At 64.1% G+C, this 13,750-nt stretch carries 16 protein-coding genes; 6 read left to right on the top strand and 10 right to left on the bottom strand.

What is annotated here, in order from left to right; translation table 11 throughout:
• Positions 1–2: 2 nt before the first annotated feature.
• Genes FHP89_RS16230 through mltG form a run of 4 tightly spaced genes read right to left on the bottom strand, consistent with a single transcriptional unit; the run spans position 3 to position 3,044 of the window.
• Positions 3–362 carry a PilZ domain-containing protein gene (locus FHP89_RS16230; RefSeq protein ID WP_144178712.1) on the bottom strand — a complete coding sequence of 120 codons (360 nt, stop codon included), beginning with the start codon at positions 360–362 and terminating at the stop codon, positions 3–5.
• Complete coding sequence (gene holB, locus FHP89_RS16225; RefSeq protein ID WP_144178711.1) at positions 359–1,405, bottom strand: DNA polymerase III subunit delta'; 1,047 nt, start codon at positions 1,403–1,405, stop codon at positions 359–361. Before holB ends, FHP89_RS16230 begins: the two co-directional genes overlap by 4 nt.
• Entirely contained in the window at positions 1,402–2,034 is a 633-nt protein-coding gene (gene tmk, locus FHP89_RS16220) for a dTMP kinase (protein ID WP_144178710.1), read from the bottom strand. The genes holB and tmk overlap by 4 nt, the downstream gene beginning before the upstream one ends.
• Positions 2,031–3,044: an endolytic transglycosylase MltG gene (mltG, locus tag FHP89_RS16215; RefSeq protein ID WP_144178709.1), complete on the bottom strand. Its 1,014-nt coding sequence runs from the start codon at positions 3,042–3,044 to the stop codon at positions 2,031–2,033. The genes tmk and mltG overlap by 4 nt, the downstream gene beginning before the upstream one ends.
• Before the next feature lie 133 nt (positions 3,045–3,177).
• On the opposite strand from mltG, the gene ygfZ reads away from it, so the two are divergent.
• Genes ygfZ through FHP89_RS16200 form a run of 3 tightly spaced genes read left to right on the top strand, consistent with a single transcriptional unit; the run spans position 3,178 to position 5,251 of the window.
• The gene (gene ygfZ / locus FHP89_RS16210) at positions 3,178–4,224 is read left to right on the top strand and encodes a CAF17-like 4Fe-4S cluster assembly/insertion protein YgfZ (protein WP_260851641.1); all 1,047 of its coding nucleotides are present in this window, start codon (positions 3,178–3,180) and stop codon (positions 4,222–4,224) included.
• Complete coding sequence (locus FHP89_RS16205; protein ID WP_144178707.1) at positions 4,221–4,499, top strand: DUF4936 family protein; 279 nt, start codon at positions 4,221–4,223, stop codon at positions 4,497–4,499. The genes ygfZ and FHP89_RS16205 overlap by 4 nt, the downstream gene beginning before the upstream one ends.
• On the top strand, positions 4,490–5,251 hold the full coding sequence (locus FHP89_RS16200; protein WP_144178706.1) for an NRDE family protein: 762 nt from the start codon (positions 4,490–4,492) through the stop codon (positions 5,249–5,251). Before FHP89_RS16205 ends, FHP89_RS16200 begins: the two co-directional genes overlap by 10 nt.
• A gap of 4 nt (positions 5,252–5,255) precedes the next feature.
• On the opposite strand, the gene FHP89_RS16195 is transcribed toward FHP89_RS16200, so the two are convergent.
• Genes FHP89_RS16195 through tadA form a run of 3 tightly spaced genes read right to left on the bottom strand, consistent with a single transcriptional unit; the run spans position 5,256 to position 6,623 of the window.
• The gene (locus tag FHP89_RS16195; protein WP_144178705.1) at positions 5,256–5,681 is read right to left on the bottom strand and encodes a GNAT family N-acetyltransferase; all 426 of its coding nucleotides are present in this window, start codon (positions 5,679–5,681) and stop codon (positions 5,256–5,258) included.
• Positions 5,678–6,154, bottom strand: a complete 477-nt coding sequence (locus FHP89_RS16190) for a L,D-transpeptidase (protein ID WP_144178704.1) — start codon at positions 6,152–6,154, stop codon at positions 5,678–5,680. Before FHP89_RS16190 ends, FHP89_RS16195 begins: the two co-directional genes overlap by 4 nt.
• A gap of 1 nt (position 6,155) precedes the next feature.
• A complete protein-coding gene (tadA, locus tag FHP89_RS16185; RefSeq protein WP_144178703.1) occupies positions 6,156–6,623 on the bottom strand; it encodes a tRNA adenosine(34) deaminase TadA in 468 nt (155 codons plus the stop codon).
• A 111-nt stretch (positions 6,624–6,734) separates the two neighbouring features.
• On the opposite strand from tadA, the gene FHP89_RS16180 reads away from it, so the two are divergent.
• Positions 6,735–9,599, top strand: a complete 2,865-nt coding sequence (locus FHP89_RS16180) for a PAS domain S-box protein (protein WP_186300335.1) — start codon at positions 6,735–6,737, stop codon at positions 9,597–9,599.
• A 41-nt stretch (positions 9,600–9,640) separates the two neighbouring features.
• Here FHP89_RS16180 and FHP89_RS16175 read toward each other — a convergent pair whose 3' ends face one another.
• The 3 genes from FHP89_RS16175 to gcvA all read right to left on the bottom strand — a co-directional run bounded on the left by FHP89_RS16175 (position 9,641) and on the right by gcvA (position 11,669).
• Entirely contained in the window at positions 9,641–9,844 is a 204-nt protein-coding gene (locus FHP89_RS16175) for a DUF6116 family protein (protein ID WP_144178701.1), read from the bottom strand.
• Between the two features lie 52 nt (positions 9,845–9,896).
• Complete coding sequence (locus tag FHP89_RS16170) at positions 9,897–10,190, bottom strand: hypothetical protein (protein ID WP_144178700.1); 294 nt, start codon at positions 10,188–10,190, stop codon at positions 9,897–9,899.
• A gap of 561 nt (positions 10,191–10,751) precedes the next feature.
• Complete coding sequence (gcvA, locus tag FHP89_RS16165; RefSeq protein ID WP_144178699.1) at positions 10,752–11,669, bottom strand: transcriptional regulator GcvA; 918 nt, start codon at positions 11,667–11,669, stop codon at positions 10,752–10,754.
• Between the two features lie 210 nt (positions 11,670–11,879).
• Here gcvA and FHP89_RS16160 point away from each other — a divergent pair, with 210 nt between their 5' ends.
• On the top strand, positions 11,880–12,734 hold the full coding sequence (locus FHP89_RS16160) for a transketolase (RefSeq protein ID WP_144178698.1): 855 nt from the start codon (positions 11,880–11,882) through the stop codon (positions 12,732–12,734).
• A complete protein-coding gene (locus tag FHP89_RS16155; protein ID WP_144178697.1) occupies positions 12,731–13,732 on the top strand; it encodes a transketolase family protein in 1,002 nt (333 codons plus the stop codon). The genes FHP89_RS16160 and FHP89_RS16155 overlap by 4 nt, the downstream gene beginning before the upstream one ends.
• The last annotated feature ends 18 nt before the right edge of the window (positions 13,733–13,750 follow it).

Raw genomic sequence — 13,750 nt, 5'->3', positions numbered from 1 at the left:
GGTCAGAGCGTATGCGTGGGGCGGTTGGAGCCGAGGTGACCGGCCAGAATGGTTTCGATGCGACCGCGCAGCAGCTTGCTGGCGTCGTCGTCGGAAAAATGCACGCCGGCGCCCTGCGTCTTGCCGCCTTGCACGCCATGCGGCGTAATCCACACCACCTTGCCGGCGACGGCATGCTTGGCCGGGTCTTCCATCAACTGCAGGAGCATGAACACCTCGTCACCGAGCTTGTAGTCGCGCGTGGTCGGAATGAAAATGCCGCCGTTTTTCAGAAACGGCATATACGCGGCATACAGCGCCGATTTGGAGTTGATGTTCAGTGACAGGACGCCGGGACGGGCGCCAGCAGCGGGTTTGTTCATGAACGGCCTCCGGGCCTGCTGACGGCACGGGCGTACCGCAGCAACATGTCTTCAATCAAAAGCCGGGCGTTCAACGGGTGCTTGATGACCCGCCGAATCTGCACCATGGCATTGTAACAGTCGAGCATAACGGCACGATCGGCGCCGGCTGAACAGCGATCGAACTGGGCCTGGCAATCGGGGAAGTAGCGCGCCTGCCCACCGAGTACGGTCGAACTCAGATCCCACACCCAACGCAGCATCCAGTCAGCCAGTCGCGGAAGGTCAAAATCAGCCGCCACGGCCTCCTTGCTGCGCAGCCAGGCGTCCCAGTCGCCGGCGAGCATGAGCGGGTCTTTGCGGCCGATCCGGCTCACATCATCGACAAATCGCTGGCGCATGGCCGCGCCGTCATTCTCTGCCAACTGCGCTGCGGCCAGCGGCATACCACCTGTGAGCGCCAACAACTGAGTGTCGGTGCTGCCCATCGTGTCCTTCAACCAGGCCTTCGCCGCGTCGGCGTCGGGGCGACCGAAATCCCATTGCTGGCAGCGGCTGCGGATGGTGGGCAGCAGACGGCGCGGGGCGGACGAGACCAGCACAAACACCGTGTGCTCGGGCGGCTCTTCAAGCAGCTTGAGCAAGGCATTGGCGGTATTGCCGTTCATGGCTTCGGGCGGGTCGATAATCACCACCCGGTCACCGGACTGATGGCCGGTAACGGTGAGCTGTTCGCGCAACTGGCGCACCTGCTCAATCACGATCTGGGTCGAGGGTTTGGTTTTGCTGGACGAAGTCGTCTCGATCGGCTCGGTCTGATCGGCCTCGGGGATCAGGCGGCGAAGGTCGGGGTGGTTACCCGACAAGCGCAACCGGCAACCGGTGCACTCACCGCAGGCGAAGCCATCGGCGCCGGGCGCGGCACACAGCACATGCGCGGCATAGGCCTCGGCGAACACGCGCTTGCCCTGCCCCGGCAAACCGGCCAGCAAAATGGCGTGCGCCCGGCGCTCATCGGTGGCGACAAGGCGATGCCACAACGCGGTATGCCAGGAATGAATCATGCGAAAAAGCGCTCGGCCAGCGTGGCACCGATCTGGGCGGCGATGTCGGCCGGCGGCCGGCTGGCGTCGATCACGCAAAAGCGCTCGGGCGCCGCCGCGGCGCGTGCCAGATACGCGGCACGTACGCGCTCGAAGAAATCGCGCTGCTCGCGCTCGAACCGATCAGGCGCCGCGCCGGCGCTGGCCACGCGGGCAGCCGCAATGGCCGGATCGAGGTCGAACAGAAAGGTCAGGTCGGGTTGAAAATCCGGATGAACCCAGGCCTCAAGCGCGGCGAATTTCGCCGCATCCAGCCCCCGCCCGCCAACCTGATACGCGTAAGTGGCATCGCTGAAACGATCCGACACCACCCAGCGCCCGGCCGCCAGTGCCGGTGCAATACGCTGCGCCAGATGCTCACGCCGCGCAGCGAACATCAGCATGGCTTCGGTTTCAATATGCATGGCTTCATGCAGCAGCAAGCCACGCAACTGCTCGCCCAGTGGCGTGCCGCCGGGCTCGCGGGTCTGCTCCAGCGAGATGCCGCGCGCTTCGAGCCAGGCGCAGGCACCGGCGATCTGGCTGCTCTTGCCCGCGCCGTCGATGCCTTCAAACGTAAGAAACCGCCCTGGCGCGCTGGCACCGCTCATGAACCCTTCCTTTTCTGTGAGAGTTGAAACTCGCGCACCGCCCGATTGTGTTGCGCCAGATTTTTCGAGAACTCCGAACTGCCGTCGCCACGCGCCACAAAATAGTAGAACTCGGACTCGGCGGGGTTGAGCGCCGCTTCAATGGCTGCGCCGCCGGGCATGGCAATGGGGGTGGGCGGCAAGCCGGCGCGAGTATAGGTGTTGTAGGGTGTGTCGGTTTCAAGGTCGCGCCGGCGCAGATTGCCGTCGAATTTTTCACCCATGCCGTAGATCACGGTCGGATCGGTCTGCAAGAGCATGCCGACGCGCAAGCGGTTGATGAACACCGAAGAAATCAGGGGGCGATCGGCGCCCTGCCCGGTTTCCTTTTCGATAATCGAGGCCAGAATCAAGGCCTCGTAAGGCGACTTGAGCGGCAGGCCTTCGGCCCGCTTCGACCACAGGTCGTTCAGGCGCGATTGCATCTGGCCATAGGCCTGACGCAGCAAATCGAGATCGGAGGTGCCGCGCTCGAAGTGGTAGGTGTCGGGGAAAAACAGACCTTCGGGGTGCGCCTCGGAGGCGCCAATCTGGCGCAGCAACTCGTCCTCATCCATGCCCTTGCTGTCGTGCGTCAGATCGGCATGGCCGTCGAGCAGTGCCCTGACCTGGCGAAATGACCACCCCTCGATCAAGGCCAGGCTTTGCAGCAGCACATCGCCGCGCACCAGTTTTTCGACAATCTGTCGCGGCGAGACGCCGTTCTCGAAAGCGTAGCTGCCGGCCTTGATCCGATTGGCGTGACCGCCGATACGGGCAAACCAATACAGGGTCGAGGGGCTGACCGACACGCCGGCATCGGCCACGGCGTTTGCCGCCTGGCGCATGCTGGCGCCGCGGGGAATCTGGACTTCGACGCGCTGGTTCGCGACAGTCAAGGGCTGGTCAATCAACCAGACAAGGGATGCGGCAGCGGCGGCGATGACCAGCACCGGCAACATCAAGGCCAACAGGATCAGGCGTTTTTTCATTCACGTCTGTCCGGGCATTGCAGCCCCGACTTTTCAAGCACATCAGAAAGGAAAAGCGCGGCGGAAAGATGCCGACGCGCAGTGCGCCCTATAATATCGCATTCATTCCCGCACCGAGCGTATGCAGACCACCATGGACCACTGGACTCAACTTCTCGCAAGTACCGATCTCCACCTCGACGGCACTGTCGTTTGCAGCGCCAAGCCGTCGGTCGATGTGGTGCGCGCACGTGACGGCGACGTCATGGTGCCGATGACCCACCTGGGCCTGATCGACGCCGTCGGCGACGACGCCACGGTGTTCCTGCACAACCTGTTTTCGAACGACGTCAAAAAGCTCGGGCCCGACGCCGCCCACTGGACCAGCTTCAACAGCCCCAAGGGGCGCATGCTGGCGAGCATGCTGCTGTGGCACGGTGAAGCCGGTTACCGCCTTGCGCTGTCGGCCGATCTGCATCCGGCCCTGCTCAAGAAGCTGTCGATGTATGTTTTGCGCAGCAAGGTCAAACTGAGCGACGGTCGTGCGCAACGCGCGCTTATCGGCCTGAGCAGCGCGATGCTGTCGGACCGGCTCGGCGCCGCCAAACTGCCCGTGCCAGCCGCGCCCATGCGCACCGCCAGCCGCGATGGCGTCACGGTCATCCGTCTGGATGCGCGGCGCGCGCTCATCGATGCACCGGTCGATCGACTCGGCGACGTCTGGGGCGCACTCGGCGCTGCCGGCGTGGTACCGGCGGCGACGCAGGCCTGGCAATGGCTCGACGTGCAGGCCGGCATTCCGGTGATCACCGAACTGACGCAGGACGACTTCGTCGCGCAAATGCTCAACTACGAGCTGATCGGTGGCGTGAACTTCCAGAAAGGCTGCTATCCGGGTCAGGAAATCGTCGCGCGCACGCAGTATCTGGGCAAGCTCAAGAAACGCATGTACCGCCTGACCGCTCCCGCCAGCGCCACGCCGAGCATCGGCGACGAACTCTACGCACCGGCCTTTGAAAGCCAGGCCGTCGGCAAGCTGGTGACGGTGGTGCCGTCGCCCAATGGCGGCTTCGAGGCCTTGGCGGTGATGCAGATGCAGGCAGCCGAGGGTGGTGAAATCCACCTCGGCGCCGTCGACGGCCCCAAACTGCGCCTGGCCACCCTGCCCTATGCGCTCGATGTGGCCCAACGGGACGCATGACGGATCTGTATGTGTATTACCGGGTGGCCCGGCCTCGTCTGACTGAGGCCCGGGCTGCCGCGGCCGCTGTACTCGATGCGATGGCCGCGTCCAGCGGCATCACCGGCACGCTGCATCAGCGGGCTGACGATGCGCTCACCTGGATGGAGGCGTATCGGAATATCCCCGACGCGGATTCGTTCCTCGTCACGCTCGATGCCGCTGTCGACATCGCCGGCCTGATGGTCTGCCTCGACGGCGAGCGCCATGTGGAGCGCTTCGTGCCATGTGCCTGATCGCCATCGCCTGGCAACAACACCCCGACTATCCGCTGATCGTCATTGCCAATCGCGATGAGTTTTTTGACCGCCCCGCGGCCCCGGCACACTGGTGGCCGGACCCCGCTGGTTTGCTGGCCGGCCGCGACCTGCGCGGCGGCGGTACCTGGCTTGGCGTGGGCCGCAATGGGCGCTTCGCCGCGCTCACCAATTATCGCGACCCCAAGCAAAACCGTGCGGATGCGCGCAGCCGGGGCGACCTCGTGGTACGCGTGGCCACAAACGACCAGTCGGCCGCTGCCTTCGGCGCGCAGGTCATCGCCGAGCGCGAAGACTACAACCCCTTCAATCTGCTGGTGTCCGACGGCGACGCCCTGGTCGCGGTCGAGAGCGTCACCGGCCAAAGCCATACGCTGCCGCCCGGCGTTCACACCCTGAGCAATCATTTGCTCGACACGCCCTGGCCAAAAGCCCTGGCCGCCCGCCGGGGGCTGGAAGCGGCCATTCGCAGCGAGCCCGACATCGACGCATTGATCAATATCCTGCGCGATGATCGCCCTGCGCCGGACGCCGCACTGCCGGATACCGGCGTGCCGCTGGCGTGGGAGCGGATGCTGTCGAGTTGTTTTATTCGCGCCCCCGGTTATGGCACCCGCTGCACGACCATCGTGATGCGCTCGAATCACGGGCAGATGCGATTCGTCGAAGCGCGCTGGCACACCGATGGCGCGCCAGATGGCCGGACTGACGAGCAGTTCGATATCGCTTAGAAGCTCACGCCGGGCGCAAGACCCGGCGCATGCTCACATGCGGCAAACCCGCCTCCATGAACACCTCGCCGGCTTCGACAAAACCATGGCGACGGTAAAAATCGCAGGCATGCGTTTGCGCGTTCAGGCACACCTCGGCCATCCCGAGGCGCGCGGCCTCGTCCATCAAAGCGGTGAGCACCTGACTCCCCAGGCCCGAACCCCGATGCGCGGCGGCGACCGCCATGCGCCCGATATGGCCATCCGGCAACAGGCGCCCGGTGGCAATCACCTCATCATTCGCGCCATACAACGCGGCATGGCGCGACACCGCATCAAAGGCGTCCCGCTCAATACTGGCGGGCACGCCTTGCTCGACCACAAACACCGCCTCGCGCAACGGCATGACGCGCGCCTGGGCGGCCGTCCAGTCCAGTACGTCGAGTTTCATCGAATATCCACCTCGGTCGACGTATCGACCAGTTCGAACAACTCCACCACATCGCGATTGCGCATCCGCACACAGCCGTGTGAGCGCGGCTCGCCCATCGGCTCGGAATCGGGCGTGCCGTGGATGTAGATGTAGCGCTGCATGCTGTCGACCTCGCCAAGGCGATTGCACCCCGGTTCGAGCCCCGACAACCACAGAATCCGGCTCAGAATCCAGTCCCGCGCCGGCTGCGCCGCCGACAAGGCGTCCGACCAGATTTCACCCGTCGGGCGCCGCCCGACAAACACCGACCGGATCGGCAAGCCGCCACCAATCCGCGCCCGGATGCGGTGACGCCCGCGCGGTGTGCAGCCCGAGTTTTTGCACTCACCGGGACCATTGAGCGCCGTGGACACGCAGTAGCGGCGCAGCACCGTCCCGTCTGCGTCGTGCAGCCTCATGGTCTGGCTGGCCAGGTCGATGACGAGCTTCATCTCACACCTTCTGCCGGGCCATGGCACGGCGCAGCGCAAAAAATTCGGACAACATGCGACTGCACTCATCCGCCAGCACGCCACCTTCGATGCGTGCATGGTGATTGAGGCGAGTCTCTTCGAACAGATCGAGCACGCTGCCCGCGACGCCGGTTTTGGGATCGCGCGCACCATAAACGATACGACCGATGCGCGCATGCATCATCGCGCCCGCGCACATCATGCAGGGCTCCAGCGTCACAAACAGCTCGCAGCCCGGCAGTCGATAGTTGCCCACGCGCGCGGCGGCGTCGCGCAAGGCGACCACCTCGGCGTGTGCGGTGGGATCATGCCGGCCGATCGGCTGATTGAAGCCGCGGCCGACCACTTCGCCCTGACACACGACGATCGCACCGACCGGCACCTCACCCGCATCGGCTGCCTGACGGGCCAGATCCATTGCCATCGCCATGTACGCTTCGTCATGCATTGCTCAAGTTCGCCCCAAATAGTTCGTCATTTTACCCATAGTGCCGCCCGCGCATCCGCGCCTGCGAGGCTACACTGAACCACTTTGGCATGTGTCCACGGTATCGACGCATTGAAAACCTTCGCGCCATTCAATCCATTCGTCGTGCTCGGTCTTGTCTGGGGGCTGTGGCTCGTCGCCCAGCTCCTGCTGCCGCACGCCGCGGGCGTCGCCTTGACGCTGTTGCCCGTTGCGATCTCGTGGCATTGGCTGCGGCCCGATCCGCAACGCGGCGCCAACGCGTCGGCCACAACCGAGTCGTCCGGACCCAACACCGTTCAAGCGGCGCGCGCCGACACCCTGGCCAGGGACGTTGACGAAGCGCTCGCCTGCCGTGGGCATATCCTCTACCGCCTCGACCTGCGCCGAAAAGCCTACGACTATATTTCCCCCAACGTCGAAGCCTTGGTCGGCCAGTCACCCGCGGTACTGACCGACGACGGCGGCTGGTCGCATATTCAAGCACGCATTCCGCCTGGCGACGCGGCACACATCCGCTCGCGCATTCGCACCGCCCTGAGCGAGACACCGACCGGCCCATGCGACATCGAGCTCGAATACCGCCTACGCGATGCCCAAGGGCAAACCCGCTGGCTGCGCGACTCGGTGCGTCTGGTGCGTGATGACAGCGGGCGTGTTTGCCATACCACCGGCGCCGCCATTGAAATCACCGAAACCAAAACCGCCGAACAACGTGTGCTCGTCACCCTGCGCGCCATCGGCGACGCGGTCCTGGCGACCGATATCGAGGGCCGGATTACGCTTTTCAATCCCGGCGCCACCGCGCTGACCGGATGGCAAGAGACCGAAGCCGTCGGCCGCCGCCTCAGTGAGGTACTCGCCTTCGCCCCCACCGTCGACCATCGGCCCGCAGCGCTGCCAGTCGACGCCGTCCTGAAAACCGGCGTTGTCATGCGCTGCCCTGAGGCGATGATGCTGATCGCGCGAAACGGGCGTCGCATCCCGGTGCTCGACAGCACGGCGCCCATCCAGATGGCCGGAGACCCCGCCCCTGTCGGGGTGGTGATCGTGCTGCGCGACGAACGTGCCAGCAGCGAATCGCTGCGCCGGCTCAATGAGAGCGAAGCGCGGTATCGAACCCTGGTCGAGAGCTCGCCGGTCGGCATCTTCCACTTCGACCGCGAGCACCACATCACCTTCGTCAATTCGCGCTTCTCCGACATCCTCGAACGCAGCGCCGAACAATTGATCGGGCTGGACCTGAAAACCCTCGCCGATGAGTCCGTTCTGCCGGCGGTGCGCGCTGCGCTCGAAGGGCATCAAGGCCGGTACGAAGGCCCCTATCACGACCGAGAGAGCGCACGGGACATTCGCTTTTCCATTCGCACCGCGCCGGTGTTTGACACCCCGGGCAATGTCGTCGGCGGGGTCGGCATCGTTGAGGACTACACCGCCCGCTACGATGCCGAGCGCAAGTTACGCGAGAGCGAAACCCGCTACGCGCTCGCCATGCGCGGCACCAATGAGGGCCTGTGGGACTGGAATCCGCTCACCATGGAGCTCTTCCTGTCGTCGCGCCTCATGGCGCTGCTGGGCGAAGCGGCCGAATCGCTGCGCACCACCAGTGACGCCTGGTTGGCCCGCATGCACCCGGACGACCGGGATGTGTATTACCTGCGCATGGTGGCTCATCTCAAAGGCGAAACCCAGCACTTCGAGCTGGAGTTCCGCATGGCCACCCGCGACGGCAGCTACCGCTGGTTCCGCTCGCGCGGCATCGCCCAGCGCGACGAACAGGGCAACGCCTACCGTATGGTCGGCTCGATGGGTGACATCACCGCCCGCAAGCGTGCCGAAATGCAGCTCACCAACGAGCTGGCCTTCTCCCGCACCCTGGTCGACAGCCTGCCGGTCGGGCTATGCGTTGCGCAACGCGACGGCAGCCTGACCCTGCTCAATCCCTATCTATGCCGCATCACGGGCTATACGGCGGACAATCTCGGCGCACTGGCGCTCACCGACCTGATCATCGCCGAAGACCGCCCGGTCATACAGCAACGCCTGGAGCGCGCCTACGACGAAGGCGCTGCCTGGGCCGAGACGCAAGTCGAATCGCGCGATGGTCGCCATCTGCCGGTCAGCTTTCTGGCCCGGCGCGTCACGCTGCACGATGTCGATCAACTGCTGTGCATCACCACCGACATTTCGGAACGCAAAAACGCCGAGCAGCAGATGCGCAATCTCAACCGGGAACTCGAAAGCCGCGTCACCGACCGCACCGCTCAGCTGGCGGCGGCCGTCAAGGAGCTGGAGACCTTCAGCTACTCCGTGTCACACGATCTGCGCTCGCCGCTGCGCGCCATCGACGGCTATGCCCGCATTATTCGCGACGACTACCGCGAAGCCTTCACCCAGGAAGCACATGTCCTGTTCGAGCGCATGCTCGCCGCCGTCGCACGCATGAGCGATCTTATCGACGACCTGCTGGAACTCTCCCACGTGTCGCGGCGACCGCTCAACCGCAATGCCATCGATTTGAGTGCCATGGCCGAACAGGTAGTCGAAACCCTCGCGCAAGCCAACCCCACCCGCCTGGTCAGCATCCATATCGACCCCGGCATGACGCTTTTTGCCGACGCCAAACTGCTGCATATCGCTATTGAGAACCTGCTCGGCAACGCCTGGAAATTTACCGCCAAAGTCGCTGACGCCGAGCTCCGCTTCTTCAGTTTCAAGGAGAACAAAGAGGCTGTTTTCTGCGTCGAAGACAACGGCGCCGGCTTCGACATGCGCTATGCGGACAAACTGTTCGGCCCCTTCCAGCGCCTGCATACCGATCGCGACTTCGAAGGCACCGGCATCGGCCTGGCCACGGTATCGCGCATCATCCAGCGTCATGGCGGCCGAGTGTGGGCGGAAGGTCAGGTGGGGCGCGGAGCACGCTTCTACTTTACCCTCGGCGCCATCGACACCTAAAACGACACCCAGCGGCCGAAGCCCAACGAAAACCCCTGAATTCACCGCCGATCATCGCTGCCGCGGCCTTTGCGCCATAGCCCAAAGAGAATTGTCAGCAAGCCGAAAAGAATCTCGTCGGCAAACGGCAAGGGGTCCGGCACCAAGAGGTCAACAACGAACACCGCCGCCGTCAGCAAAAATATCTGAGGAAAACGTAAACGCGCCACCCGGTTCAGCAGCGCGTCTATGAATGGTGTCTTCATGCTCGGCCAGTGTCATCCGTAAGGTCAGGTAGCGACCCTATCAGACACACCCTCAATCGTCATCGTCACGCATGTTGCGCTGGCCGTCCCGTCGCGTATTTCTCGGCATCGGCCGATCGCCGAACGCCGCCCGAAACACTTCGGCCGCAGTAAAGCGACACTCCGGGTGTTCGGACAGTATGTCCAGCATCGCCGTGTCCGGCTTTGTGCGAATCCCGACCTGCGCCTGAATCTGTGTGCGAATCTGCTCACAAGACGCCATGGACGGCGTTTGCGCCAACGCTGAAGCGGACAGCCCGATGCCCAGACCGACGATGACAAACGACTTGAATGCGAAGGTATTCATGATTGACTCCCGTGCAGTGATTGACGGAAGTACTTTGCGCGCCGGCGCGTGAACCGCGACTGAAGCACGCATTCATCCTGCATTCATCACAAGAAAACCCCCGCTGGCAATGCACCAACGGGGGTTTCGTACTAACAACCCGCGATCAGCGAACGCCTGTGGCGATCATATCGGATGGCTGAAACCCTGCGCAGATGCGGGATTTCTGACTGTCTAGATGCATGTTTGCCGTCACATTTAGCGTCTCAAATTAAGTGTTGTCACTGGCGCTGACAGACGGGGGTCCGGCCTTATGTGGATCAACTCGCCCCATTGATAGCGCATATCACCGCCACATTCGCCGGTCCGGCTCTCTTGGCCGTCCAGGTTTTTGAACGCCCCAACCGAGCGTGATGCTGTCGCGCTCGTTGTCCAAAGCCGGTCAAGCCGCTGCAATATCCGCTGAAACGCCCCAACACTCTCGCCAAACGGCTCTAGTGCCATAACCGAGGGGGAATATGCCGAATCGCCCTTTTTTGTCGGCTCGCAGCGCTCGTGGGTGGAAACGCTCATCGATTCAGCTCAGTTTTGAGGTCCAACGTTCGCACCATCTTCGGCAAGCTCACTAAAGAGCCAATGCTGAAAGCTCCGAATCTTCGGCAGATCGATCTTCGATTTCAGCACGTTGAACGTATAGGCCTGCACTTGCAGACCGACACGGCCAAAGGGTGCAATCAAGCGCCCGCTCTCCAGTTCGCGCTCAACCAGAAGCAGGCTGTCCAGACACACGCCGAGTCCATCCACCGCTGCGCTGATGGACATGAACGAACGATCAAAGCGCAGCCCACGCGAGATATCGAGCTTCACCTTGCGATGCTGCCGCATCCAGTCGCGCCAGGTCACCAGGCAACGCACACTGTGGATCAGCATGTGGTGGCTCAGATCCTCCATGGCGTCGAGGGGCCGCTCCGCAGTGATGAGGCCCGGCGCGCACAACGGCACGATGGTCTCCCGCGGGAGCGGCAGCACCAGGGTGCCGGCCGGCTGCAACTGGCGCATGCCGTAGCGGATGTCCACATCAAACTCTTCCTGCATCAGATCTACCGGTGAGACCGAGGCGTTGAGCCGTACATCCACATCCGGTTGCAGCGCGCTGTAGCGCGCCAGTCGTGGCATCAGCCACTGGGTCGCGAAGCTCGGCGTGCAGTGGATGGCGAGAACGTCGCTTTTCTCCGCGCCCACCACATTGCGCGTCGCCGCGTCGATGCGGGCAAAGGCCGCCGAGATCTCTTCAGCGTACTTGCGGCCGGCGTCGGTGAGCACCACCGCCCGATGTACGCGATGGAACAGCCGCACCCCGACGAGCTCCTCCAGCAACTTCACTTGATGGCTGATCGCCGACGGTGTGACGAACAGATCATCGGCCGCGAGCGCGAAGGATTCGAAGCGCGCTGCGGCTTCAAAAGCCTGTACCGCCTTCAGGGAGATTCGATTGTGCATCGCAACGTATTCATAAATTGAATTCACTCATCTAGCGTTTTTATTCGTTTGAGCGATTTTTTTCAAGCCCGTAAGCTGTTTTCCACTGACCGACGCCACCGAGACCCTCGTGTCTTGCAGGTATCGGCAACCGGGAAAACACCCCGTCAAAGACAAGCCATACCGTGGCGCCGACCTCAGCAGGCCGAGCTTCGGAACAAGGAGAAATGAATGAACACACCCAGCGACACCGGCCGCCAGGCCAAGCTCGCCGAGCACGCCTACCGCCTCCGCCGCTTCGCGCTGCGGATGGGTGAGGTGCAAGGGCAGGGCTATGTGGGGCAGGCCCTCGGCTACGCCGACGTGCTCGCCGTGGCCTACTGCCATGCCATGAACTTGCGCCCCGACACGCCGGAATGGGAAGGCCGCGACCGCTTCCTGCTCTCGCATGGTCACTACGCCATCGCCTTCTACGCGGCCCTGATCGAGGCCGGCATCATCCCCGAAGACGAGCTGGAGACTTACGGTTCCGACGACAGCCGCCTGCCCATGTCCGGCATGGCGACTTACACGCCGGGGATGGAAATCTCGGGCGGCTCGCTGGGGCAGGGTCTGCCGATCGCCGTGGGCATGGCGCTGGGCCTGCGTCTCAAGGGCAACCCGGCCTTTGTCTACAACTCCATGTCCGACGGCGAGTTGGACGAAGGCTCGACCTGGGAAGCGGCCATGGGCGCCGCCCACCACGGCCTGGGCAACCTGATCTGCCTGGTGGACATCAACAACCAACAGGCCGACGGCCCCTCCAGCAAGGTGATGGGCTTCGAGCCGCTGGCCGACAAGTGGGCGTCCTTCGGCTGGCATGTGCAGCGGGTGGACGGCAACGACCTGCCCGCCGTCATCACCGCCTTCGATACCGCCCGCGCGCTGACCGAGGCCAAGCCGCGCGTCATCCTCTTCGACACCCTCATGGGCAAGGGCGTGCCCTTCCTCGAAGCGCGCGAGAAGAACCACTTCATCCGCGTCGATCCGCCCGAGTGGCAGCAGGCCCTCGACATTCTCGACCAAGCGCAGGGAGCCGCCCGATGAGCACCGCCACCGCCAAGAAACCCCGCCTGACCACCTCGGCGATGATCGCCTCGATCGCCTCCGAAGGGCAGCGCACGATCGCCGCCCCCTTCGGCAAGGCCCTCGTCACACTGGCCGAGCAACGCCCCGAGATCGTCGGGCTGACCGCCGACCTGGCCAAGTACACCGACCTGCATCTGTTCGGCCAGGCCTTCCCCGAGCGCTTCTTCCAGATGGGCATGGCCGAGCAGCTGCTGATGGCCGCCGCCGGCGGCATCGCCAAGGAAGGCTTCATGCCCTTCGCCACCACCTACGCGGTATTCGGCACCCGGCGCGCCTTCGACTTCGTACATCAGGTGATCGCTGAGGAGAACCTCAACGTCAAGCTGTGCTGCGCGCTGCCGGGCCTGACCACCGGCTACGGCCCGAGCCACCAGGCCGCGGAAGACCTGGCGCTGGTGCGCGCCATTCCGGGCATGACGGTGATCGACCCGTGCGATGCGCTCGACATCGAGCAGGCTGTGCCGGCCATCGCGGCCCACAACGGCCCGGTCTACATGCGTCTGCTGCGCGGCAACGTGCCGCTGGTGCTCGATGAGTACGACTACAAGTTCGAGCTGGGCAAGGCCAAACTGCTGCGCGGCGGCAACGATGTGCTGCTGATCGCCTCCGGCATCATGACCATGCGCTCGCTCGAGGTTGCCAGCGCGCTCGCCGCCGACCAGGTGGACGTGGCGGTGCTGCATGTGCCCACCATCAAGCCGCTGGACACCGCCACCATCCTCGCCGAAGCGAGCCGCTCGGGCCGGCTGGTGGTCGTCGCCGAGAACCACACCACCGTGGGCGGCCTGGGCGAAGCGGTAGCCACCGCACTGCTGACCGCCGGCGTGAGCCCGCAGTTCCGCCAGATCGCCCTGCCCGACGCCTTCCTCGACGCCGGCGCGCTGCCCACCCTGCACGACCGTTACGGCATCTCGACCGATGCCATGGCCAAGACCATCAAGACGTGGCTGGCCTGACACCCCCGACCCCAACCA

Source organism: Denitromonas ohlonensis (assembly GCF_007625205.1).
GTDB classification, from domain to species: domain Bacteria; phylum Pseudomonadota; class Gammaproteobacteria; order Burkholderiales; family Rhodocyclaceae; genus Nitrogeniibacter; species Nitrogeniibacter ohlonensis.
The sequence above is the reverse complement of the archived record's forward strand: the minus strand, read 5'-3'. Positions and strand labels throughout refer to the sequence as shown.

Coding starts and splice junctions, on each gene's coding strand:
- FHP89_RS16230 (WP_144178712.1), bottom strand. CDS start 362: ATGAACAAACCCGCTGCTGGCGCCCGTCCCGGCGTCCTGTCACTGAAC.
- holB (WP_144178711.1), bottom strand. CDS start 1,405: ATGATTCATTCCTGGCATACCGCGTTGTGGCATCGCCTTGTCGCCACC.
- tmk (WP_144178710.1), bottom strand. CDS start 2,034: ATGAGCGGTGCCAGCGCGCCAGGGCGGTTTCTTACGTTTGAAGGCATC.
- mltG (WP_144178709.1), bottom strand. CDS start 3,044: ATGAAAAAACGCCTGATCCTGTTGGCCTTGATGTTGCCGGTGCTGGTC.
- ygfZ (WP_260851641.1), top strand. CDS start 3,178: ATGGACCACTGGACTCAACTTCTCGCAAGTACCGATCTCCACCTCGAC.
- FHP89_RS16205 (WP_144178707.1), top strand. CDS start 4,221: ATGACGGATCTGTATGTGTATTACCGGGTGGCCCGGCCTCGTCTGACT.
- FHP89_RS16200 (WP_144178706.1), top strand. CDS start 4,490: ATGTGCCTGATCGCCATCGCCTGGCAACAACACCCCGACTATCCGCTG.
- FHP89_RS16195 (WP_144178705.1), bottom strand. CDS start 5,681: ATGAAACTCGACGTACTGGACTGGACGGCCGCCCAGGCGCGCGTCATG.
- FHP89_RS16190 (WP_144178704.1), bottom strand. CDS start 6,154: ATGAAGCTCGTCATCGACCTGGCCAGCCAGACCATGAGGCTGCACGAC.
- tadA (WP_144178703.1), bottom strand. CDS start 6,623: ATGCATGACGAAGCGTACATGGCGATGGCAATGGATCTGGCCCGTCAG.
- FHP89_RS16175 (WP_144178701.1), bottom strand. CDS start 9,844: ATGAAGACACCATTCATAGACGCGCTGCTGAACCGGGTGGCGCGTTTA.
- FHP89_RS16170 (WP_144178700.1), bottom strand. CDS start 10,190: ATGAATACCTTCGCATTCAAGTCGTTTGTCATCGTCGGTCTGGGCATC.
- gcvA (WP_144178699.1), bottom strand. CDS start 11,669: ATGCACAATCGAATCTCCCTGAAGGCGGTACAGGCTTTTGAAGCCGCA.
- FHP89_RS16160 (WP_144178698.1), top strand. CDS start 11,880: ATGAACACACCCAGCGACACCGGCCGCCAGGCCAAGCTCGCCGAGCAC.
- FHP89_RS16155 (WP_144178697.1), top strand. CDS start 12,731: ATGAGCACCGCCACCGCCAAGAAACCCCGCCTGACCACCTCGGCGATG.